11 protein-coding genes are annotated in these 24719 nt (G+C 34.0%); 2 read left to right on the top strand and 9 right to left on the bottom strand.

Annotation, left to right across the window (positions count from 1 at the left end; all coding sequences use genetic code 11):
- Nucleotides 1-1376 precede the first annotated feature (1376 nt).
- On the top strand, nucleotides 1377-2921 hold the full coding sequence (locus A8B35_RS12945) for a Fic family protein (RefSeq protein WP_075603166.1): 1545 nt from the start codon (nucleotides 1377-1379) through the stop codon (nucleotides 2919-2921).
- A 627-nt stretch (nucleotides 2922-3548) separates the two neighbouring features.
- Here the strand turns inward: A8B35_RS12945 and A8B35_RS12940 are convergent.
- The 4 genes from A8B35_RS12940 to A8B35_RS12925 form a co-directional block, all read right to left on the bottom strand.
- On the bottom strand, nucleotides 3549-5288 hold the full coding sequence (locus A8B35_RS12940; RefSeq protein WP_075603165.1) for a hypothetical protein: 1740 nt from the start codon (nucleotides 5286-5288) through the stop codon (nucleotides 3549-3551).
- 36 nt (nucleotides 5289-5324) lie between these two features.
- The gene (locus A8B35_RS12935; protein WP_075603164.1) at nucleotides 5325-7376 is read right to left on the bottom strand and encodes a fibronectin type III domain-containing protein; all 2052 of its coding nucleotides are present in this window, start codon (nucleotides 7374-7376) and stop codon (nucleotides 5325-5327) included.
- A gap of 56 nt (nucleotides 7377-7432) precedes the next feature.
- A complete protein-coding gene (locus A8B35_RS12930; protein WP_075603163.1) occupies nucleotides 7433-18538 on the bottom strand; it encodes a T9SS type A sorting domain-containing protein in 11106 nt (3701 codons plus the stop codon).
- A gap of 350 nt (nucleotides 18539-18888) precedes the next feature.
- Nucleotides 18889-20250, bottom strand: a complete 1362-nt coding sequence (locus A8B35_RS12925) for an FISUMP domain-containing protein (RefSeq protein ID WP_075603162.1) — start codon at nucleotides 20248-20250, stop codon at nucleotides 18889-18891.
- A 166-nt stretch (nucleotides 20251-20416) separates the two neighbouring features.
- Between A8B35_RS12925 and A8B35_RS12920 the strand changes: the two genes are divergently transcribed.
- Complete coding sequence (locus A8B35_RS12920; protein ID WP_075603161.1) at nucleotides 20417-20869, top strand: hypothetical protein; 453 nt, start codon at nucleotides 20417-20419, stop codon at nucleotides 20867-20869.
- Between the two features lie 559 nt (nucleotides 20870-21428).
- Here the strand turns inward: A8B35_RS12920 and A8B35_RS12915 are convergent.
- The 5 genes from A8B35_RS12915 to A8B35_RS23365 all read right to left on the bottom strand — a co-directional run.
- Entirely contained in the window at nucleotides 21429-22274 is an 846-nt protein-coding gene (locus A8B35_RS12915; protein WP_222844152.1) for a hypothetical protein, read from the bottom strand.
- Nucleotides 22275-22412: 138 nt separating this feature from the next.
- The gene (locus tag A8B35_RS12910) at nucleotides 22413-22772 is read right to left on the bottom strand and encodes a hypothetical protein (protein ID WP_075603159.1); all 360 of its coding nucleotides are present in this window, start codon (nucleotides 22770-22772) and stop codon (nucleotides 22413-22415) included.
- A 246-nt stretch (nucleotides 22773-23018) separates the two neighbouring features.
- On the bottom strand, nucleotides 23019-23585 hold the full coding sequence (locus A8B35_RS12905) for an REP-associated tyrosine transposase (protein WP_075603158.1): 567 nt from the start codon (nucleotides 23583-23585) through the stop codon (nucleotides 23019-23021).
- 163 nt (nucleotides 23586-23748) lie between these two features.
- Nucleotides 23749-24492 carry a hypothetical protein gene (locus tag A8B35_RS12900; RefSeq protein ID WP_075603157.1) on the bottom strand — a complete coding sequence of 248 codons (744 nt, stop codon included), beginning with the start codon at nucleotides 24490-24492 and terminating at the stop codon, nucleotides 23749-23751.
- Nucleotides 24482-24719: hypothetical protein (locus A8B35_RS23365; protein WP_171973208.1), on the bottom strand; the 238-nt coding region annotated here is incomplete at its 5' end. The genes A8B35_RS23365 and A8B35_RS12900, both read right to left, overlap by 11 nt.

Genomic DNA, 24719 nt, shown 5'->3' with positions numbered 1-24719 from the left:
ACCAAATTTGCAAAATAAGCTTAATATGATAAGCAGAAATAGACGTACTCACTATTATACCCACAAAGAATTGGAGGTAATACTAGAACATTTCTGTATTGAAGCAGAGGAATTTGAAAAACTATAAGCCCCTTGGTACCAAAAAAGCCTCAAAAGCCACGAAATTAAGCTCAAAAGCAATATCTGATACAATAATCAGACTGCTTTTGAGTGCTTTTTCATGCTTTTTAGCGTTTGTAGAGTATAATCAGGTATTATACAGACTATATCATACTTGCTTTATAGTACCTTGTCTTTTTTGTAGATAATATTTAGAGTACTTAGTAAAAACTGCAGCTAATATTTATCGAACTTTGAGACTGCTTTTTGCTAAACTGAGCGTGCTTTTTACAAATCCTCATTGTATCAATAGTAAATCAGCTTATTATAAGAGATGCTCACCGATAACATTGTTAAGTGCCAAGAGTATATTCAGACTTTATACAATAAATTTTAAGTAGTAAGTGGAGTGATTAAGTTCTGTAAAAAGATATAAAAGTATTGCAGAATAATATCTAAGGTCTTTTTATCACCCAAGCTAAAAGATGATCTTTTTATGCCTTCAAAACTAAAAAGTTGAAATTGTCTTCATTTGGCGTTAAGTTGGCGCTATGTGTCCTGGCTTCAAATTGCTATACTAGTGATATTTAAACTATTTTTACACACAACAAATAGAGCTAATTGGTATTGTGTTTAGCAATTTATTATTTATTGACATTACGCATATGATATTACATAGAACCATATTAAAACAAGATTTGGCAAACAAGCTATTTCCTCAAAGTTCAAACATAAATGCGGCTATGCAATTACTTAGGAAAGAGATAAAACTATCAAAAGAATTAAATGCTAAGCTTAATTTATTAACCAGAAATAAATTATACACATAAAGAACTGGAGGTTATACTAGAGTACTTTTGTATTAGTCAAGAGGAGTTTGCGGGACTTTAAATTCAGTTGCAATACCCTTTCGGGTATAATTATGCACAATACTAGGCTAATTATACCTAATAGGGTATAATAAACTCATCTCATATGCACGACACATTTATAGAGGAACTGTAATTAATTCCCGAGACAAACTAGCTATGTGGCATTTCTAGTGTATATCTAATGTATCAAATTTAGTATATAGCGATGTGGAAGTTTTAGCACATAGCTACATGTAACTATATATCAAATCAAATCAATACAAAACAATTCATTTCCTAAAAAACAGCTTCCTTTAAACGATTCTATAACCACTTTTCATAAAAACATTCAATTAATAATTATTTTTCATGGAAAGTAATTGTTTTTCATGTTATCTTCGTAACTATAATTCATAGTTTAGGCACATGAGTAATCGTTTTTCACAAAAAGTAAGTGTTTTTCACGGACAAGCACTCCCTGAAGAAGGAATGTTAGCTGGTTATGCTTTTATGCTTCAAGAATTAGAGCAAAACTCAAACAAGGTTTTACCTACCCCAAAGCAATTATGTATAATTACAGATAAACATCAAAGATATAGTACAAAAAGGTGGCAAGTGTTCACCAAGAGACACAAACCCAATAGTAATACTATAAGTCATATTGTCTTTGCTTTAAAATACGAGGGCATTGATTTACTAATTCTAAAATCAACGTTTCAACTTATTGGCGAAGAGGAGATAAAGAAATATATTTTGAGCGAACCAACCGGACAATACTCTAGAAAAATTTGGTTTTTATACGAGTGGTTATTTGAAATAAAACTTGATATCCCTGACTTGAAGAAAGGTACTTATGTAGAATTACTAAATCCAAACCAACAGTATCCTGGTCCAACCGAAAACTCAACCAGACATCGAATAAAAAATAATTTACCTGGAACACCTGAGTTCTGCCCCCTAATTAGAAAGACCCAAAAACTTGAGAAATATATTTCTACAAATATTAGAGATTCCATAGATAAAGGATTAAACAATAGAGATAAAGAGCTAATTAAAAGGACTGCTGCATTCCTGTTATTAAAAGATTCAAAAGCCTCTTTCGCTATAGAAGGAGAATATCCTCCAAACATGCGAGCCAGAAACTGGGGTAAAGCTATAGGACAAGCAGGTAAAAAACCATTGACTTTATCAGAAATAGAACGCCTCCAGCATGTAGTAATTGGTTCTAAAAAATTAAAAAACATGGGCATCAGGGAAGGCGAAGGCTTTATTGGCGAACATGACCGAGAAACTTTTACGCCAATACCTGATCACATATCCGCAAAAGCTAAAGATCTCACCTCTCTGATGAATGGATTATTAAACACAAATAATCTTCTTCAAAACAGCGAATACGATCCCATACTTACAGCAACTACTATTGCCTTTGGCTTTGTGTTTATCCATCCTCTTTCTGATGGCAATGGAAGAATACACAGGTATTTGATACATCACATCTTAACATGGATGGGTTATACAAAACGAGACATGATATTCCCTGTTTCATCAGCAATATTAGATCGAATTAGTGATTACCAGGATGTATTAGAAGATTTCTCATCTCAAAGAATCGATTTGATTGAATGGGAATCTACTTCCGACCATAATATAAAAATACTAAACGAGACAATTGATTTGTATCGTTACTTTGATTTAACCCGTCAAGCAGAATTTCTTTATGAATGCGTTGAAGAAACAATTAATAGAATTATTCCGGAGGAAATTGATTACCTAGAAAAGTACGACATGCTAACTAACAGAATAAATTCCTTTATTAATTTACCCGACACAAAAGTTGACCTTCTTATTAAATTATTAAATCAAAGCGAAGGAAAATTATCAAAGAAAAAGAGAGAAAATCATTTTGAAGAACTTACAGAAGAAGAAGTTTTTATTATTGAGGAAAATTATGAGGAGATCTTTATAAGCTAAATTTAATTTCTTTTAAACATCAGATTTAATTCTTCTAAAGAAAATAGTTCTTCCCTTTCAAAACATAACGAGAGTAAATTTTGCCAATATTTACTCTCGTTAAATCTTCTCAATTCCAAACGTCAAGTTTTCTATTCAAAAAACTTGACAAAAAGCCATTTTTAGGTTCGAATCCTTTTTCGTACTTTTGGAGGGAAATAAGCTCATTAAAAAGCATTTGAAACAGCAATTTCAAGCCAATTTTGGTGGACTTACAGCGGACTTTAAAATAACAAAACATAAAGCGTTGATATACGGGTATTTGAAGTAAATTTTCAGTTCCCTCTCTCTCCGCTGAGTGCGAAAGCAATTTAAAGTAAAAACCTGTAAATCAATCCTTGCAGGTTTTTTTATGCGCAAAAGTATAATAAAAGTATATTTGAATATAGACTAAGATTTCGAGTTTTTATTCCAAATCAAAAAATGTAAAGTACTCCGCTGTGCCTGCAACGTTTTAATCTTGATTCCTTCTCGATGAACTCATAGATCTAACTATTCAACAAAATCTAGACACTATGAGTAAGATCGAAAATATGCACACATAAAATTATTAAGAAATTTATCAGCAACAAATTATACTTAAAAAGCTTAGAAATTCCCTTCAAAGCTACTTTTCTTACCTTTTCTGTCCGCTTTAAAATCAAAAATATAATTATAGTTTAAGTTAGCTGAATACATCATACTTTCTCTACTAATACTTTTGTTGGAAACCATAGCCAAACTAAGATTTAAGGAGTGCCTCTTTTTTACTTTATAACCAGTATTTAACCTTAGGTTTACTACATCAGAAAGCTTAATGTCTTGATTATAAGATTTACTATACGTTGAAATAAATGCTGTTTTAAAACTTTCCCAAAATGTTTTTTGAACTGATAGGCTATAGCTTATAACATCCATCCTTGAATCAGGCAATTTATTTTGGTTGTGATTAATACTTGAAGATATATTCAATCTGATTGGTATTAAAGAGTATTGATAAGCTATCATTGTATTAAAAATTTGATTCCCAACATACCTTCCATCATTATTTTGTTGCTCGGCAGCTTCTTGATAAGAAAAACCGCAATTAACATTTTGTCTTTGGCGCTTATCAGCTTTCAAAGCGTAACTGATATTTACACCGGTAGACATATTTAATTGGGTAAAACTTAATGTGTCAAGATTTTGAAAGTCATTGGTTTCTGAAATTTGATTATAAATATCTTTTATATGAACATACGATTGAACATTTGAGTAGTTTAAGTTTAATACAAGCTTTTTTGTAATAGGAGACATTGTGTTTGCTGATAATATAACTCTATTATTAGTATCTGTTTTCTGGTTTTCGAGATTATCCCTCTGGTAACCTGCATTAATACTCCATTTTAACCAAGTAAGTATCGATGATGACAAGTCTAATGTAATGTTCTCAAAGTCATTTGTGTAATAATATGCTCCGAATGTATTATAATTTGGGGCTATTCTTTCATAAGTGGCTCCAATCTGTCCCACAGAAGAGCTTTGAGAAACACTACCACGTAAAGCATGATAAACAGCTAAATCGCCACCTCCTGTTAATAAACTATTTCCAGCAATACTATCACGTGTGCTTATATCTCTATTTACTCCACTTAAGCCATACTCTGCATCTAACAAGAGGTTGTTAGTTAGGTTAACCTTTAAAGCAATACTACCTGCTAAATTCTCTTCAGGTGTAATATATGTACTATCTCTAGGAGTAAAGCTTAAAGAATTCATCTCATCTCGAGCCTTAAGAAGGTTAAATGTAATATCAAATTTATCATTTGTATAACCAAACAGAAATGCTCCTCCCATTCTTTTATATACTGGCTGAACATTTATACTATCAACCTCAACGGCTTTCCTTAGCCTACCATACATTGCTGAAAATCGAAAGTGATCATCCGGTTGAAGCTCAATACCCCCTCCATAAAACTCGTGACCAGATAATGTATATGGTGAAAAACTCATTGATGAATACCCCATATGGGCTTGAATCCATTTATAAGAAGGAGATAACGAAAAACGATTAAATGGATTAGCCAAGTTGGCAGATGTTTGATTATTAGTATAGGCAAATGATATAGGCAAGCTTACTGTATTGAGAATATTTAAATTTAGGTTGCCTGATAGATAATAGGAATAGGGCGTAATAGAACTAATCGAGTCTGGCGACACTTGCCCTATTTGACTAAAAGAAACACCTCCATTACCTATTAACAAAGGTCCTTTTCCTATCTGTTCAACATCTTGGGCATTTGCATTTATATAAAATACAAATACTAAAGCTGCAATTGCAGCTTTTAATAGCATTTTATTAGAATTCATTAATGTTTAAGTATAGGGTTTTCGAGAATTAGGAAGCTAAAATTTAACGATAATGGACTTACTAAGTTGTGATGAACTATCATCAGCGTAGATGGCTTTAATAGCATACCTATATGTTTTGCCCGGCGAGAGCTTTTTATCGATATATTGATCAGAATCAGTATTTCCATATAATTGCAATACCCCTTGATTAACCGCTCTATAAACAACTATTCGTTTGATATCTTTTTCTGATTTTATAGTCCACAATAGTTTTACCCTATCGGCATAAACTCGCTTTTTAAGTTTCAATTCTTCAGTTATATCACTTGCTACTTTAAATTGCATTGTTTGTGAAGATGCTGATAATAAACCACTGTCATCCTGAGCCTTTAGCTTATATATATAAGTAGTTCCTGCCGCTACTTTCTTGTCTAAATAAGAACTTATTATATCTCCATCAAAGACTAAGCTGTCTAATGCAATATAAACGGAATCTCCTACCACTTTTCTGTAAATAAGGTGTTGGATGGCATCATCACTAGAGCTATTTACCCATTTCAACTTAGGTTTTCCGTTACTATTTTCAATAGCCTTTAATAGTGGCGCTACCGGAGCAATAACATCTGGTCGTTCTAAAGTTATTAGCTCAGAAAATGGAGACTGATTTTGACGAACATCCTCTGCCTTAACTTTATAATATATTTGTTTTGTTAGAGTTTTTATACTTATTGTATCCAAAAATGAAGTTTCTTTAAGAACCTTATCTCCAGCTAGTATAAACTCATAATTAGGGTTGTTAGATACATAAACTCTATACCCATTTAAATCATCCTCAGTATTTGCGTCCCAAGTGAGTGTAACAATGCCAGTACTATCAATTGTGCCAATTCCACCTGAAGGTTTTAAAGGAGGAAAACTATCTACTCTTGCAACATATGTAAGTAATGATGTTAGTTTTTCTGTTTGATCATTATATACAGAAATACGATAATAATTTGTCATATGGGGTGTGGTATCCATAAACGAACGCTGAAAACGATCAGTGCCATTTAAAATTAACGCTTTTTTCCCTTTAGGAGAAGAAGATCGATATATTTTGAAGCCCGAAATATATTCATTCATATCCTGAGGATATTCCCAAAACAAATCTACCCTTTTATTATCAACTAACTCATTACTTGTAATAACCGGAGCTATTTCAATAGGTAATCGTCCAGTTCCGAATATTGAATCAGAAGCTGGTCCCATTTGTCCGAAGGCATTTACCCCCCTAATTCTATAGTGAAAAATGGATTTATTATCAGGTAATGAGTCACTTTTATAAGCAAAGTAAGGTTCTACACCAACATCACTTACCTGAACGATAGCATTATCTCCTAGTTGATGATAAGTAGCTCCATTATCAATCGATTTTTCGATTATATAACTATTATATATATGACTCAGATACTTAATATTCCATGTTAACCCAACTTTTTTATCTTGCCATTTTGCCTGCAAATCTATGGGTTTAGGTAATTGTTTATAGGTCGACTGCCCAGTAAATATAGATGCTGTATCTACAGCTAAAGAATCAGGACAATTGACATATACCTTGTATAAATACTTCTCATTTGGCTTTACTGTTTTGTCTGCAAAGTATAAACCCGATAATTCAGCCGCTTTTATTGATTGATCTGCTGCATAAAGAGCAAAACTATAGCGTTGTTGTTCTTCTTTATATTTTTTATAGACAATATGGGGATTTCCTCCTGATGGAATCCCTTCATAAAAAGAGCTATAAATACACTCTGCAGCAATCCCTACATACTTTTTGTGTGCAAAAGGTTCCCATTTATACAATGGTGCTGGCTTTAAAACAGAATCTACTAATTCTAATTCTTCTATTTCTTTTAATATTTTTTTATCTCTTAATAAAGTATATCGTATTAGTTTATAGCCATAATTGTTTGCCAAGCGCCAAGTTTTTGAATCGCTAGGTGCCCAACGTAACATTATAGAATCAGGCATTGCCCTACTGAGTAGTTCAATACTTTTTTGAGCCTTTGCCTGATTAATGATAATTAATAATAATATGGCTATACTAAAGAACCTTCTGTTATTCATATATTTATTTTATTCGTATTAATATCTAGGGACAACTTAAAATTTGTACAGATCGATTAATTAATGATAATTTTAAGCTGCTTGCGTTCATTATCTGCAGTTACAATTACCAGATATACACCAGTCTCCAAGTGAGATAACCTATAATTGATAGCATAATCTGCAAGTCCTCCAACATCTTGCTCATCTACTTTTGATCCCTGATTGATACTATAGATATCTACTTTAACACCTGCTTCCTCGCGCAATTCAATTAACACATCAAAATTCCCATCTGTTGGATTTGGGGCTACTGCTAAACTTTTTATTAGCGGTTCTTGATAACCTAAATCTATATAATCCTCATTTTCTTCATTTAATGCAAATACCTCTACCTGCTTAACTACCTTTGAAACACAACCTCCTGAATATGCCTGTAAACCAATATTAAACATACCTTGTTCCATAGTTTCAAGAGCAAGTATATAATCAGGAGCATCATCTTTATTTACAGAAACAAAAGAAATAGGATCATATTCCCAAAGCATACTATCTAATGGTAGATTAGATAGTTCATAAATATTAAGAGTATCTCCTTGATAAGCCTCTGAACTCATTAAAAAGTCGGCTTGTAAAGCATCGTTACCAATGCTTACATTAATTGTATCATATGCATAACAACCAATATTATTGGTTATTCTTAAAAAATAATCTCCTGCATTAGAAGTTGATAAGTAACGTTGTTCTGCTAAAATACCATCCAATTCGGTTGACCATCTGTGTGCAGAATAATTTAAACCATCAATAGTTATAGTATTGCCAGTACACATTTTAATATCCTCTCCAATATCAACCAAAGCCATATCGGGTTCACTTATGGTAAAATTTCGTTCGTACAAACAATTATTTTCATCTCTTAACTCTAACTTATAATCCCCTTTTTTAAGATTCTCAGTTTTTGAACTTGTATCGCCATTACTCCATAAATACTGGTAATTTCCTACACCTCCAATTGGATTAACCTGAATAAATCCATCATTGTATCCAAAGCAATGTGCATCCTTAATACCTGTTATACTCACCCTCAATGAATCTGGGGTATCAATTTTAAAGTATTTAGTGCTTTCACAGTTATTCTCATCAATTATAGTTACTGAGTGCGTATCACTTCTCCAACCTGTTGACTGATCTCCCTGTTGAAGATTGGACCATATAAATTGATAAGGCGCGTATGGTATAGCAGCGTCAGCATCTTTAATCTCGGCAGTACCATTACTATCGCCATAGCATAATACAGGACTCGTTATTATTGTATTAATTTGTGGATTATTTGATTTATTAAGTGTAACTGTTGTTTCTGCAAAACAACCTAAGGTATCTACAATATGGATACTGTACTCACCGTATTCCAATACTTGTTCTTTCTTTGAGTTTGTATTTTCAATAAAATCAAGTCCTGAATTGTAGAATGCTTCATAATTTTTCTGCCAAGTATACTTGTAATAACTATTTCCACCTTCTATATCTAAGCTTATTGTTCCGTTAGCCAATTCACACGTTGGCTGTTCAACATATACGCTCGCTATTTTTAATGAATCAGGAGAACCAACGGTAAAGCTCTTTGTACTCTCGCAATTATTATTATCGGTTAAAGTTACAGAATGCGTGTCGCTGCTCCAACCCCTTGATTTTTCTCCGGTTTGATTATTAGACCAAGTGAACTTATATGAAGCATATGGTATAGCGGTAGTAATATCTCCTATCTCTGCCTTACCATTGTTATCTCCAAAGCATAAAACGGGAGTAGTAAGTATAGTATTAATCTGGGGATTACTCGATTTATTTAATACTATAGTTGTATCTAAAGCACAACCAAGATTATCAACAACACTAAGATTGTACACTCCGTACTCTAATACCTGTTCCTTTGTTGATTTTGTATTTTCAATAAAATCAACTCCAGATTCATAAAATGCCTCATTATCTTTCTGCCAAGTATATTTATACAACTCATTGCCTCCTGCTATATCTAAGTTTATGGTTCCGTTCGCTAATTCACACGTTGGCTGTTCAACATATAACCCAGATACTATTAAAGAGTCAGGCGTAGCAATACTAAAGTTTTTGGTGCTTTCACAATTATTCTCATCAATTATAGTTACTGAGTGCGTATCGCTTCTCCAACCTGTTGACTGCTCTCCCTCTTGTTGATTAGACCAAATAAACCTGTAAGGTGCGTAAGGTGATGCTGAAGTAGCCTCTCCTATTTCGGCAGTACCATTACTATCGCCATAGCATAATACAGGACTTGTTATTATTGTATTAATTTGTGGTAAGCTAGATGAACTAATATTCTGAGAATGGCTTGTATAACAGTTATGATAATCATAAACATCAATCCTATAACTTCCATTTTGAGCCAAACCGGATATCGAGTCCTCCTCTGATATTAACTGATTTGTAGCGTTGTACCACTCATATCTATAAGGTACAGAACCACCTTTCATGTTAACACCTAGTATACCATTATCAGTATTACAGGTGGTATGTGTTATGTCTATTAAAGCAAAATCAAGTACCTCAGGTTGCGGCATGTATACATTAACAGTGTCCTTCTCTCTACAGTTGTTAGCATCTGTAAAATAATAAGTATAATTTCCTTCTGAAAGGCCTCCTGATATTGAACCATCAATCCACTCATTCGGATTTATTGATTGGGCAAATTTATAGGGCTCAGTTCCTCCCTCAATATCAAATTCAATTTCACCATCAGACAAGCCATTACAATTTACACTATCAACTAAAGCTACTGATGCTATCAGAAAGTCGGGCTCGGTAATTTGGAAACTTACACTATCTATAACCCCATACATATCGCTCACATATATTTTATGCATTCGCACATTCAAATCATTCCATTGCATAGTGTTATTATAATAATCCTCGTCGGCATGCTTAAACTGATAATCGCCCCAACCGCCCTCAGCTGTTACTTTAATAAAGGCATCTTCATATGTCTTACAACTTTCATGTCTGTAATCACTAATGGTAATACTTAAATCTTTTTCAGGCTCTAAAATTTCTACTACTGTACTTATTTCATTATTGTACTTATCTGTAACCGTTAATTGATAATTACCTGCAATTACATTTTGTAATAACGCAGTTGTTCCTTGCGAAATTCCAATTTCTTCTATATCTGTATCTAGATTTTTCCAAGTGAAATTATAATCAGGGGCTCCTCCGGTTACATTAACTATGGCACTACCATTACTTGCATTTTGCTGTAAAGCCGGAGTCGTTTCAGTTCTCCTAAAAACAAACTCATTGTATGTTTCAATACTGAAATTGGCAAAATAATTTTCTCCGTTTTTATCCTGTATTAAAATACTGTAATCTCCTCCTGATAATCCATCCATATGCAACTCCCCCTTCATATTAAATAATTCTCCACTATCTGTTGAAGAATAATTTACGACAGATCCATTTGGCGTTTGAATAGAAGCACTCTGGTAATCTTCATGTTCAAAATCAAAAATGGCATAACCATTATTTGCCAAATATGATGTTTCGTCACCTTTTTCTATTAAAGAAAGAGCTATATCATATGCCCCTGATAGGTACGTTTGGGTTTTAATGTTACAACCTGTATTATCGGTAATTTGAAGATTATAGAAACCTGCGGAGATATTATTAAGCGTTTCACCGTTGGCAACTAAAACACTTCCATCACTCTTACCCCAACTGTAAGTAAATGGGGCTTGTCCGCCTAAAAAGTGTACTGTTAACGAACCATCACTTGCACCTTGAGTAGATGGATATGAAGGCGTAAGTGTTATATCTCTTAATAAATTATCTTCGCCTAAAGTAACATCTGTATTAAAGATACACCCTTTGGCATCAGTAGTATTGAAAGTGTATGTATTGGCTTCTAATCCTGTAAATTGAAAACTTTCTCCGGCTTCTATACCTGCGCTAGTGTTATTATCAATGTCCGTAATTTGATATGGTGCCGTCCCTCCTGTTGATGATAACTCCACTACACCATTACCCAAACAACTTGGCAACTGCTTATCTAAAACATTTAATTGTAAGTACTCTGATGGTTCTGATATTTCAACCTCTCCTGTGTAAACGGCTCCATATTTGTCTTTTACACTCACAAGATACTTTCCTGCATATAGCCCTGAAAATTCATTATTTGAAAAGTAATTATAATCCTCAGCTTTCTTATAAGTGTATTCTCCCCAACCGCCTTTACCTTCAATCATAAACGAACCAGTTCGGGCTTTACATTGTGCATCTTCTATTGAAACAATTTCAAATATTAATGAGTCATCAGGTTGTTCTATATTAATATTTTCTGAGGTATAAATACAGGCTTTACTATCAGATGCCTCTAAATAATATTGTCCGTGCGGGAGGTTATTGAAATTAAAACGGTAATTGCTTCGTTCGTCGATAGTAGCAACTGTATTATCTAAACCATCTTTTAATAGGATAGTTTTTAAGCCTGTGTTACCCCCTGTTACAGTGCTTCCTATATATGCACTATTTCCATCTTTTTGAAGTACGGGTCGCACCGTATCTACTATAAGCTGCAAAGGTTGTGGCTGGCTAATAGTTAATGCGTAATCCTGATTGGACTCGCAATTCTTATTATCATATACCTTAAGCGCATAGTTACCATGAGTAAGACCTGTAAAATGAGTTGGTAAGCTATAGATCGAATCATACCTTACTCCTTCTTTTAGGAGTACCATTCTTTCTAGGGTGTTCGTTCCTGAAATATTACTAATCATTACTTCTCCGTTATTATTTCCGTAACAATGGGCATCGGTAATGGATACTTCAGCGCTTACTACACTAGGGTTGACATAAGTTAAAAGTTCGATTATAGTGTCTAAATCGCACCCTAAGGGATCTGCAATATTTATTTGGTATTTCCCATTAGATAAGGAATCTTTTAATTCTGATTTAGTAGAGGTCGTAAAATCAGTGCCTGAGCTATAAAATGAGGTGAGGTTTTTTAGCCAAGTATACTTATAAGTCTCATTTCCTCCTTCTACCTCTATACCTATTGTTCCGTTCGCTAATTCACAAGTAGGCTGAACAATAGATAAACTCTTTACCTTTAATAAATCAGGCGAATTAATGTTAAATGTATCAGTATTAACACAATTGTTAGCATCTTGTATTGTTACTGTGTGTAATCCACTAGGCCAGCCGGTACTTGTTTCTCCTTTATGTGAGTTAGACCATGTGAATACGTAATCTGCATAAGGCTCTGCAGCCACAAAATCTATAACTTCTGCAGTACCATCACTCATACCATAACAAGATACATCGCTTGAGCTGATGGTATTAATCTGAGGATTGCTTGATTCATTTAGTGTGACTGATGTAACCATAGAACAACCCAAGTGATCTTCTATACCAATACTGTACTCGCCATATGCTAAGTTTTCTTGTATTACATTTTTATTTGTGGTAAAATTATCACTTGGGTTACTGTATACAGTACCATCTTTCTGCCATGTATATTTATAAGTCTCATTTCCTCCATTTACATTTATACTTATTATTCCATTAGGTAATTCGCAGGTTGGCTGCACAATAGTTCGATTCTCTACTTCTAATTCGGCAGGAGATCCAACAGAAAAGCGCTTCGTGCTCTCACATTTATTAGCATCAGTTATAGTTACTGAGTGCGTATCACCGCTGCTCCAACCTGTAGATTCTTCTCCGGTCTGATTATTAGACCATCTGAATGTATAATCTGCATAAGGAACTGCAGCTATAACTTCTCCAATTTCTGCCGTACCATCACTCAAACCGTAGCATGAAACAGCACTTGTGTTTATGGTATTAATCTGAGGGTTGCTTGATTCATTTAGTGTGACTGTTGTATCCATTGAACAACCCAAGTGATCTTCTATACCAATACTGTACTCGCCATAGGCTAAGTTTTCTTGTATTATATTTTTATTTGTAGTAAAATCATCACTTGGGTTAATGTATACAACGCCGTCTTTCTGCCACGTATATTTATAAGTCTCATTTCCTCCATTAACATCTATGCTTATTGATCCATTGGGTAATTCACAGGTTGGCTGCACAATGGTACGATTCTCTACTTCTATAGCAGCAGGAGATATAACTGCAAAGTTTTTTGTATTCTCACAATTATTCGCATCAATTATAGTTACTGAGTGCGTATTGCTGCTGGACCAACCCGTAGATTGAATTCCACTCTGGTTATTAGACCATTCAAATATATAATCAGCATAAGGCTCTGCAGCCACAAAATCTATAACTTCTGCAGTACCATCACTCATCCCATAACAAGATACATCGCTTGTGCTTATGGTATTAATCTGAGGATTGCTTGATTCATTTAGTGTGACTGATGTAACCATAGAACAACCCAAGTGATCTTCTATACCAATACTGTACTCGCCATATGCTAAGTTTTCTTGTATTACATTTTTATTTGTGGTAAAATCATCACTTGGGTTAATGTATACAACGCCGTCTTTCTGCCACGTATATTTATAAGCCCCATTTCCTCCCTCTACATTTAAGTTTATTGTTCCATTAGCTAACTCACAGGTAGGTTGTTGAATATTACTGCTTATTATACTTAATGCCTGAGGTGAATCAATTGTAAAATATTTTTTACTAGTACATTCATTTGCATCGGTTATTGTTACCCAATGTGTTCCACTGCTCCATCCTGTAGAATTTACGCCTGTTTGATTGTTAGACCAATTATACGTGTATGGGGCAGCAGAAGGAGTACTATCTATAAAGTCGTTAATCTCTGCACTACCATCATTATCGCCATAACAAGTTACAGAGCTTGTGATTATAGTATTAATCTGTGGCTTGCTTGATTCATTGAGTATTACTTCTCTATCAACATCACAACCCAAGGGGTCAGTGACCTCAATAGTATAATCTCCATATGGTAGCGAATCGTTAAAACTTATAGTTTCATCAAGAAATGTTTCGGTTCCTGAATTATAATACTCTACTCCCTCGCGAAACAAAACATACTGATAAGCATTATTTCCTCCCTCTACTTCAACTTCGATGTTACCATTGCTTAGCTCACAAGTGGGTTGCACAATAGCTGTTTCTTTAATTGAAATTGGTTCGGGCTGATGAATTTCAGCTTCTCTTAAGAATACCTCTTCACATGAGTTTCCAACATCTTTAATATATACAGAATAAGTACCTGGAAGCAAACCTGTAACCATCGAAAGAGTATCTTGCCACGATGACACACCCTCAACTCTGAATTGGTATTGACCTCCCCCTGTTATACCTCTCATATATTTTACTCCTATTTCACCATCACCTGTGCCATTACAACTCACATCTGTTGAATTTATAAAGGCGCTCAATGTTGCTGGTTGCGGAATAGCTACTACCTCTTCCTCAATTTGAATAATATTAAATGCTAAAGTATTACCATAAGTATCAGTAGTATTGTTTACTTCTGTTTTTTTTATGTAATAGAGTAACGTGGATTCTGTTGTTGTAAATTGATTATTGGTACTATAAGTGCTTTCTGTATTATCTATGCTCAACTCGTAAGTTACTCCTGTTTGGGTATTATCTATGGGGATAGTAACAACACCTTCGTCTCCGGTGCAAGTCGGAGATACAATATTTTCAGTAATATCAATAGCAGTATAATTTACAACATCGCTTAAAAATACATGTTCTTCTTGAGAGGTATTAATACTTAGTGTAAAGTTATTATCGTAATCTACTTCACTAATATATAATGGTTCACTAATTCCTACTGTATGCGTATTGGTGCCTTGTTTAAATATAAGATCAGCACCACTTAATAATTCTACACTATTTAGGTTTACAATAAGTGTGAAATTATCAGCATTTTTATTTATCTGTATTGCTGCAGAAAATGATGGTTTTAATGCTTTAAATGATACAGTATCTGTAATTACCCGATTTTTACTATCTGTAATTGTTGCAGGGAATAAATAACTATCAGCCGCTAAGTTTGTATACGTTTGACTTGCGGAACTTTGTGTTGCATTAAATACGCTTGGATATCCAGTGCCCCAAGTAATATCTCCAGTACCTTTATTATTAGCTGATATGATAACTGAAGGTTGATCTGCAAAAGTAGTGGCATTTGTAACTGCGGGTGATATTGAGAACACCTCATTGGCTACAGTAAGTGTTTCGGTATCTATATAACAAGTATCAACTTGAATTGTAATTAAATAATCATTTGCCAATAAGTCATCAAACACTACATTTGTTTTTGTTGTACTTATAGATACTTCGTTTTCAGAGTCTGAAGGATATACAGGCTGGTTATCAATAGTACTTATTGTAAATGTTTTATTTTTATTAGCATATGAATCGTAACTCACTTCTATTTTACCATTCTCAGAACTTGATGATTGAGGCCATATTTCTGTGATTATATTTTTTTCTGAAAAGTCTGCATCACTATGATGGAAGGTTTCCTTTACCTTTTCCCCATCCTTATAGAAAGACGTATTCACCATTATTTGTGAATTAGAATAACTTAAACCACCTATCTCTACAGAGTTTCCTACTGTGACAGTTTGTCCGTTAATGGTAGCCGTATTATCGAGCCCATAGTTATAAGTAACGTTTACTTTACCATCTTTTGAACATGGTGTTGATGGATCCTGAATAACATTTACTGAAAACGAATAATCAGTTGGTACATTTATTCTTACAGAAAACTCCTCATAGGAACAACTATCAGCATCCATTAGTGTAATCTGATAATCGGTATTAACATCTAATCCACTTAACCTATAGCCAAATTGGCTTTCTAACCATGTTTGCTTATAAGTTTGCTTATAAGAATCGCGCCAGCCCTTAAAGTCTGGGTCATTATTAAAAATATAATCGTATGAAGGTAAACTTAAATTTAATTCGTAGGTAATAGGAATACCATTTTCATCATGGTCATAATTGTCAAAATAACAAACAGAACCATCAAAGTAGAAGATCTGATCGACTTCTCTAGATGAGATTTGTTTAGTTATAATGTTAGCCTCATATAACTGTGTAGTAGTATTATATTCCCATTCTCTGTAGCAATAGTATAGCTTATCTCCCTTGTTGTAAACAAGTTGTTCACCATCTTCAGATAACTGAAATGAATATATACTTGCAGTTGGTCCGATGTAATATTTTTCTAATCTACCTATATCATATAAGTAATATGAATCGTTATCTTTTATAAATAATTTTTCATCAACTCCATCGTCCACATCGTATTCGTACGTAACCCAATTACCTGGATCTCCAAATGAAATACCAGTACTAGTAGCTGTAATGGTGTGATAATCTCCCGGATTACCACAATAAACAAAATCATCATCTGATAAATAATTATCTTCGAGAGAAACTCCTCTATAATTAAATTTTTCTCTTCTACAGTTACTTGGTTCACAATTATAATAGGTGTATCCGCCTGATTGATAGGTTCTATATTCACCCGTATAAAAGTATTCTTTATCCTCGGTAAACACATGTAAAACGCTTTCATCATTAGAGAAACCAATTGTTCTTTTCGGCTTACTTGGCACGGTACCATAATAGGGCTCACCATCAGATGCTAGTATATACCATTCATCATATTTCTCGCGTAAATGTAAAGCCCAAGGGCCATTTTCAAGTTCGCACATGGCAGTAAAGTGGGCTTCGAATTTTGCATCATATTCCGCTATTTTATCATCTGATAATTCATCATATAAAATGGGTTCTCTGTTCATACTGCCCAGAACTTCAGTATTGTTTTTAAAAATATAAGGCATGCGTAAAGTAGATAGCTCAAATGGATCATCTACATCAATAATAGCATAAGTTTTTTCTGTACTGTAAAAGTGATAGGATTCTCCTTCGACTAAAGCCTTTTGAGCTGCCTCTATTTCTGGCGCCTTAGGTGGCATAGTAAACTCCTGTATATTATACCTATAATCACCAGCATCTAGCAGAACTCCACATTCAATATTGTCTAACAAACCTCCCAAAATTGTGTCTATAGATTCCTGGCTAGCTTCTGACAGTAGAAGCTTATACCTATTATCCTCTATATTCTCAAATTCAAAATTTAAAGCTGTTACGTACTGTGGAAACATATTACCGTCGTCATCAAGGCCTTCGCTAGTTTTAGAAACCCCTAACTTCCATTGTAAATCACCGGTAGAATAATCGTTATAGTCTATATCGTCCTCAATAACGGCAATAATATTAAGGCCTCCTTCTTCACAATTGCTACGGTACATCTGCTCTATTCTATAATTTAGCCCATCAGGGATAAACACATAATTACTTTGAATTGTACCAGAGGTATATTTACCATTACATAGCTTTTTTACAAACCTAAATTTTAAACCCTTTGATAACCATTCGTAATATTTTGAATTAGGATTACTTTTTAACCCCGCTATTTCTTCGTATGTTAAACGAATAGAAGTTTCTCGCCATTGTTTCATTTCTTTTATAGTTTCCCAATCTTCACTATTCTGACGGGCTACCTGAAGATATACAATTGTATTGCTGAATGACTTATAGTTGTTGGTATATAAAATCAACTCATCATTTATATTAAGCCGCTTATTATATGAACTGTTTATATGAATTGGATCGTCTATTGAAACTGTAGTGGTCATGGTATAACCTTCCTTATTACTATTCCAATTACCACTACATTTTGTCTCATACGAATACGTTTTCTCTATACTACCTAAATTTATATTTAGACTAATAGTTTCATTTTTATCTTCGTGATCAGGAATATTTTCGGTGCGTGTTTTAATAGCTAATTTACTTATCAAATCAGAATAAGTCGTATCCTCATAAAAGCCAGTACCATTCCAATATAATATGCTATCAAAATAGAACTCTTGATTAAACTGACTAGTTTCTGAAATTTCTACTTCATCGAATAGTTCATCTAACTCACTATATTTCAGTCCTATTTTTGCATAATTGAAATTGGGGTCAGGATTAAGTCTATCACACTCGCAAAACGCTTCGAAATTATGCTTAACAACAATGCTGTAGGCCATTGAATAGGGGTGTAATTCTGAGCTTTTAGCATATGTTGTAGCTGAAAAGCATAATAATACAATAAATATAATATAGAAAGGACGCATTTAATATAGTTTTTTTTAGTAGGTTAATCTGTAGGCTTGCTTGTTTAAATAAAATACCACTGTTTAACAAAAGGTGAACAAGCAGTATTTATAACAATGGAGAGTTATTCAGATATTATTTCTGTGCAGGCTAAAAGGCATACCGAAGAGGTATTATTGAGCCTATATGATATGAGAATTATAACACCTCACGGATTTATATATTCCATGAGGTGCATTATTTTATTACAAATGATGGTTTTAAAATTCAATCAACTTTAATATGTTACTTATACTTAAAACATCATCAAATGATTGATATAAATTACTTCTATTGAGTCTATATCAATCATTTAATACTGTATTTGGGATTATTCAGTAACCAAAATTGCACGAATACTTGCCCAATCCCAAAATTCTAGGGCCACTCCATCATATTCGGCAGAAAAGAGCCAATTGTCTATGTTATCATTATCGTTGCTCCATCTAGAAATCATTCTGGCATATGGGCAGTAAATAGACTCTTGATCATTCCCTTCTTCCGAAAAATCATAATACATATTGGGCTTTAGGTTAAAATGAAACACATCGCTGCCATTGGCAGAGCTACCATCTTGACGCACACCCCAACCTTCAGACGATTTTATCGCATGCCCTATACCTTTAGACTCATATTCAGGCATACGCACGTACTGCTCTAACTCACTCCAATCAGCATTAACTGGAATACCAAATCCTTCAGGGCATACACCAATATCGAAGAATTCTGTAAGATTATATGGACTAACTTTATACAACACCTCATTAAAAGAGTGCTCTCCATCAGTCCAACCCTCTTTAATAAAACTTTCATACCTGCCAAAACTTATTGTTTCTGCTATAGGTGTACCATCGTTATAATGCGTAGTTCTTAAATTTGATGATAACCACACTTGCTCTCCTATTTTAATGGGCACGTAGGTATTAAAGTCGTAATCGTGTACAAAGTTATTTGTTAGTGGTTGGGCTTTAAAGGTGTCTGGTTTGGCTACAAAGTTATCTAAGCTATAGGTTTTTACAATAAACTCGTACACTTGCGCTTCGGCACTACCATCTACCGTACCCCAACCATCAAAGCCATCTATTCTTAGTGACTCTTTACCTGCATTTACTTTTATAGGTTGCTCTATTTCTGCTATAGCTGGGCTAAAAGTAACCTCTACATATTCCATATTAGGTACATCTTCCCAACTTATATCAATAAATGATTGTGAGCCCTGATAATCGACTGGCCAATATGTATAGGAGCTTGTTTTAGAACTAAGCTTTTTTACCTTAAGCATATAGGTTGTAAAACTAAAAACTTCACTTTCTACAACTTCATTGCTTGGTTGTCCTTCACTATTTAGGCGAATGGCCTTTATTTTCCAATAGTAGGTTTTCCCAAACGAAAAAGCATAATCGCTTTGTTTTACATCTATTCTACTATATTCTACACTGCTTTTAGCTAAAGTGTAGTTTTCGTCGTTGTCGGATAAATACAATTCAAACAGGACATTACTTTGGTATTCTTCAAAATCAAAATCAATACGACTGATTAAACCGTCATCGGTGAGGACTATCTCCTCTAAAACAATATTATTGGCAGGAGATGTTAATTTAGGTACAATTAATTCTGGTAGTGCCGGTTCTTCTTTTTCACAAGCTGTAAATACAGCTAAAACAATTGCCGTTAGCATTAATAGTTTTTTCATGTTAAATGTTTTTTTCATTTGATTAATATTACTTTTTCAAGTGGGTATACTTGTATTTAGTTGGTGTTTCTGTTTTTATACTGATATAGTTTTTTTTACTATTGACTTTGTATATAAAGCGTTGTAATTTGCTCGGCTTAAACTACGGAGGCCTAAAAAATTATCGATGACAAATTTAATTCAACTTGAAATTACAGCAGAAGAACAAACTCAGATTAGTGAGGCTTTTGCTACCATTGAAACTTTATTATTACCTAAGCTAAAAACACTTACGGTTGATGAGCGTAAGGAATTACTTAAAATGGGTGATAAATCGTTTGCCTTTACTACAAAGGCTTTAGACTATACAAAACAACAACCCGAATTTGCACCCGCTTTTATGGATGTGAATGATTTTAAAATTGACCTTGAAGCGGTTAACTCGCTTAGACCAATACAGAATAAAATTGCTAAGATTGCCAATGCTGTTGACGATAGCCTTATGATTAGCGGAAGCGAAGCTTATTCGGCTGCTTTAATGTATTATAACAATGTTAAAATGGGTGCCAAATCGAATATACCTGGTGCTAAGGGTATTTACGATGATCTTAAAGCTCGTTTTCCGGGAAAACGCAATTAATTTACAATAAACTTTTATTAACAAAGCCTCCTAACAGTTCATATTTAATCCCTTGCCTAATATTTAGGTGAGGGATTTTTTTGTATTCTATTGTTTAACAAAAAATGATTGACGTGGCTTTATATACCTCACGTGACTCTTTTTATAGCAAGCGTGACTGTCAGGGAGTCATGCGTGACTCTTTTTATAGCGAGCGTGACTCTCGGGGAGTCATGCGTGATTGTTTGAGAGCCGTGGTTGATGCGGCTACCATTAAGCGTGACTCTTTTTATAGCGAGCGTGACTCTCGGGGAGTCATGCGTGATTGTTTGAGAGCCGTGGTTGATGCGGCTACCATTAAGCGTGACTCTTTTTATAGCGAGCGTGACCCACTCAGCGAAGCGTCTCGCTTCAGTGTTTTCATTAGATCTATGGCCTGCTAAATAAAAATGCTACAATATAAGTTTTGTACAAAACAAAGGCTAGAAGCCTTGCCTAATACGACATAGCGAGACGCTATGCCGAACGTGCAAATTGTTACTGCGGTGCTACGCTGAATGAGAGGCTCATAAACAATACATTACTCTAACTCAAAAATATGTAAGGTTTTCATTATGTCATGCACGTATAGTTTATTGCCACTGTGTTTCATGCCAATAATGGCGGGAAACATATCTTTGACCTCTTCAATTTCTCCTGTCCAAACAATCTTTTTCTCTTCTCTGCTAAACACAGCAAAACGATTACAGTCTACACCTTCATAAAAAGATATTAAACCTCCTTCGCATGAGCCAAGCATACTGACATTCACCTTATTTTTCTCGATATCTTCTTCTATGTCATATTGCGAAAGAGCATTGGTTTTTAGATCAATCTCATTGTATTTTGTAGAATTGAGAGAAAAAATACAACCTTTCTCCGAGTCTAGTTCTATAAACATAGCTCCTCCTAACTCTTTGCCGTGTGTGAACTTAAAGACTTCTTTGCCTGAACTCACATTGATCCCTAACAAAAGTCTTACTCCTGCTCTGATATACAATACACCTTCATATATGCCTAAAAACTTTCGTAAATTCATCGGGTGATCCTCACCATTCTGAAAGTAAGTTCCATAAACAGACAAAGGAAATTCCCAATCTAGCTTACCGGTTTCAACTTGACGGCAGGTGATGATGTTATTTGGGTCATTATAGATTTTATCCTCAAAGATATCTCTACCAAGATCTTCTTCTGTTTCAAAAAGAACCGAATTAACTAAAAATGAATACACTCCACTCAATTTTAAAGGTCCTCTTTTATAGAAAAGTAAAAAATCTTCCGAACTTCCATCTACTCTAAAGTCTGTTTCCCATTGAATTACAGAAGTTTTCTCTAATATATTCAAAGGCCTATTTAAACCATCTATTACCACATCCCTGCCGGACAACACGATTCGTTTTGCTTTTTCTATATAGAATTGTAAATCAGTTTCTAGATAATAAACAATTCCAGAACTGTCAACACTATATTTAAAATTATAATCAAATATATTCTTTAACTCTCTTATCTGTTTATACATTGTTCCCTATTTAATCGTTTCAATAAAATCGAATATTGCATGATCATAAGATAGGTTCTTATCATCTAACAAGTCAAATAAATCTTCCCAGTCATTCAGTTTTTTAGTTGAGTTCAGTTTATTCATTTTTTTAAACAAGCTTGGATTTGTATTCCAAATTACCTCTGCATTATTTCTCATCACCGCCTGCATACCTTTCTTAGCTTCATCAAGGCTCAATTTATCGGCACTAAATATATATTTTAATTCAGATAGGTCGGTAATATTGTGCAGATAGTTTCGGAACTGGTCTAACGAAATACCTGAAGCATCTAGATAGGATTTGTATTCTATATATTTGAGCTTTCTTGCCTCAATTTGTTTCATCAATACATCAAAACGACAATTGGTGCAAGGAAGATTGACTCCTGAGAAATTAGCATCTAGCTTACTAACGGTGCTTGCATCAAGAGTTTCTAGGTGTTTTAATGCATGCCAAATTCCTTCCTGTTTATCCCCGCTCGCGGGGATTTAGCGCAGCGTAATCCGTGAAACTTTTCTTCTAAATTGCTTTTGTTAAATATATAGTTGCTTATGAAATAATAGAACTAGGATTTGCAATCCGATTACTCATTAAACTGTCACCCAACTTTGAGTCTCTTTTATTATATCAATCAAGTAAGGTAGCTCTGTATAATTACGAGCTGAACTAAAAAGGTAATCTTCAGGCACTGAAACTATCATATCCTCAACTGGATTCTGATGTATATAATCTAACTTTTGATCGAAGAACTTGTTACTAAAAATTACTTCTGCATGATTACCATCTTGCCATAGTTTAAACTGTTGGTTTCGTTTTAAATGTGCACAGTACTTTTGTAATAGCGGCAAAATCCATTCTCGTCTACTCTCTGGCTCTTCTTGTATTTGTTTTATTATTTGTTTACTCGTGTGCTTTTTAAAATCACGCAATATATCGCTCAAAACATAACCCTCGCTTGCTCCAACTATTGCATGTAAATGACTTGGCATTAAACACCATGCATATAACTCTAATCCTTTATGCTTTTGACAATACTTAAGGGAATCGACTACACACATTTTATGGTTTTTACGGGTAAAAACATCTACCCAGCCTACTGCGGTCATAGTTATAAAGTAAGCCGAATTGTTATCATGTATCTTATATTTATCTGTCATATTATTGACTTAACGGGTTACATAATCCTTTTATCTGAACGGGTTGAAAACCCTTACTTTTTACTTCAATAGCTAACCTGTTTTTAACTGGAAACTTTTAATGCATTACCTAACGCTTATTGCACGGATTACAAATCCGCGCGAACGGGAGGAATTAAGAATTCTAACGAAACTTTTCCCACTCCTCTTCTGTTATGGCTTCTAATTTGTTAATTATTTCAGGGATTTGTTCGTACACCTCCTTCAATTCTGGAACATCTTTGTAGTAATATTCTTCCTTTTCATCCCATGTATTTAAATATTTATCTATGGGTTTTTCCCAATATTGCGCATATATATCTTGAGCTGAATAAGGGTGATCTTGTATTATTTTAGACAATACAACATCTTGATAAAACCCTCTGGGAAAACGAGTCCAATGACAATGAGAAGAAATCTCTTTATTATCAAAAACTGGTTTCCATAAGGCACCAGTTGCTCCATTGTCTCGTAAGGTTTGCCTAATCCCCTTATACGTACAATTTTTCTCAAACCATGGTACCACAAACTCACGAAATAGCTTTTCAAATTTCTCTGGGGCTACATCATAGGTATCGTAAGATAACTCTATCTCACCTCTATAGGTAAACTCTTTATCCGATGAAAAGGCACTACTTGAATTAATTCTTAATAATCCTCCGTCTGCTAAAAACAAATCTACATTAATACTACCTTCAACGTAAGCTGCTAATTCTTTATTTATAACATAAAGACTCAAAGTTGCTCCTAGTGTGCCAAATGATATCCAGAATCTTAGTTCAATAGAATCATATTTCTTATATCCGGTTTTTTTTGATTTCAAAAATTTAAACCCATGCTCTGATGCTAATTCGATAGCTTTAGGCTCAATATATTTTTTATAACTCATAATCGATATCTAATTTCTTAGTTTCAATATTTAATTTCTTGTTTACGTTAGTATTAGTTAAAACATTACTACCCTCTAATCTGTCAAAAACATCCTTAGCATGGGAACCCCGCGGAATAACTTCAGCCCCAGAAATCCCTCCTTCTAAAGCTTCCTTAAACACTTTTTGATTTGGGGTAAGTAATTCTGCACCTCCGTTAGGCATATCGTGTATAGAAGTTTTAACT

This window comes from Saccharicrinis aurantiacus, assembly GCF_001660705.2.
Classification (GTDB): domain Bacteria; phylum Bacteroidota; class Bacteroidia; order Bacteroidales; family Marinilabiliaceae; genus Saccharicrinis; species Saccharicrinis aurantiacus.
Note: the sequence above shows the minus strand (reverse complement) of the source record. Positions and strands in the feature narration are given on the sequence as shown.